General features: G+C 37.9%; 2 protein-coding genes. One reads left to right on the top strand and one right to left on the bottom strand.

What is annotated here, in order from left to right; genetic code table 11:
* Window positions 1–42: 42 nt before the first annotated feature.
* Window positions 43–1,208, bottom strand: a protein-coding gene (locus tag AC5YCE_RS15530; protein ID WP_496171372.1) for an IS3 family transposase whose coding sequence is annotated in 2 segments (ribosomal slippage) — window positions 43–941 and window positions 941–1,208 — 1,167 coding nt in all. Because the reading frame shifts where the segments join, the coding sequence is not laid out codon by codon here.
* 242 nt (window positions 1,209–1,450) lie between these two features.
* On the opposite strand from AC5YCE_RS15530, the gene AC5YCE_RS15525 reads away from it, so the two are divergent.
* Window positions 1,451–1,687, top strand: a 237-nt coding sequence (locus AC5YCE_RS15525; protein ID WP_496172611.1) for a transposase family protein, incomplete at its 3' end; no start/stop codon positions are given.

Genomic DNA, 1,687 nt, shown 5'->3' with positions numbered 1-1,687 from the left:
TGATGTATGCTGAATTAACAGGAGGCTTTAACTTGGGAGATTCTAGGCAGCCAACTTGTAAAAGTCCTCTGCCATTTGATTTGGTGTCTTAAAATCCAATCCTTTCTGAATTCTCTGCTGATTATAAAATAACTCTATATATTTTGTAATATCAGCCTTAGCTTCCTCCCTTGTTTTATAATTGCGATGATGTACAAGTTCGTTCTTTAATATTCCCCAAAAGCTTTCAATCGGCGCATTATCGTAACAATCTCCTTTTTTACTCATTGAGCCTTCGAAACCATATTTTTCAAGCATATTCCGATATTCTTTACTGCAATATTGGCTTCCTCTGTCTGAGTGAACGATTAAGTTTCGAGAGGGTTTATGATTGCGGATAGCCATGCTAAGTGCGTTGCAAACAAGCTGTGATGTCATCCGTTCACTTAAGCTATAGCCAACCACTTGTTTGCTACAAAGGTCTTTTAAAGCAGCTAGATACAGCCATCCTTCAGCTGTCCATACATATGTAATGTCACTTACCCACGCAACATTTGGAGCAGTTACTGCAAAGTTTTGCTCTAACAAATTATTATAAATAGAACGATTGTGGTCGCTATTCGTTGTTCTTTTAAAACGCTTATGGCGCTTACAGTACAGATGATTCTGCTGTTTAATGCAACGCACAGCATACTGGCTAATTTGGATACCTTGAGCCTGTAAATACTTGGTCAGCCGAATATAACCGTAACTTTCATTGGTCTTTTGATGGGCGATTTTGACCAATATTGTCTGCTGATTGCTTAGAATCTTTCGTTGGCTTAAACCTTGTTTAAGCCAATCATAAAACCTTGATACTGAGACATTTAGCAATCTAGCCATCATCGTGGTTGGGTATGTGTTTTTGTGCTCTTTCATATAAGCGTACCTCACTGACTTTCTTTGGCAAAGTACGCTGCCGCTTTTTTTAGAAATTCTTTTTCCATTTCCGCAGTTTTGAGTTGTTGTTTGAGTTTCTTATTTTCTTCGAGTAGAGCAACGAGATCGGGCAAATATTGTTGTGTTCCTTCTAATGTCCCAACCTTTGCTTTGTTGTACCAATTTGAAAGGGTTTGCATGGAAATACCAAGCTGTCGAGCAGTTTCAGAGACATTGCCTTGATTTGATTCAATCGCTTTGATTGCTTCAGCTTTGAATTCTGCTGTATAAATCTTTTGTTTTTTGCTCATGGTAAACTCCTGATGAGTATGTCTAGTTTACCAAGTGAAAGCCTCCGTTTTTATCAGCACACATCACTAGGATACATGATTTAAATGTTGTTTTTTTGATCACTTGAACTTTTTTCACCACCAAACTCCCCTGCCATATCACCAAGATCACTGAATTTTTAAAATACAAAGCTTGTTGGTGAAAGAAGAGCCGACATCAATAGACCTCTTGCGAAAGTAAAAACTATGCCCATATAAATGTCATGAGATATCAGAAATTAAACCATTTTTCAGATTCTGAATTCAAACGCTTGGTTGGCGTACCTCGGCAAGTTTTTACTGAAATGGTCGAGGTTTTAGCAAAAGCAGAATCACTTAAAAAGAAATCAGGGCGTCCTCATACATTAGCGCTTGAGGATCAATTGTTGTTAACGCTTAATTACTTAAGAAACTACAACACTCAGCTAGAATTGGCGGCGCATTATCATATTGCTGAGAGT

This window comes from Acinetobacter sp. CY79, assembly GCF_059515845.1.
This window is presented reverse-complemented; position numbering and strand designations above follow the sequence as displayed.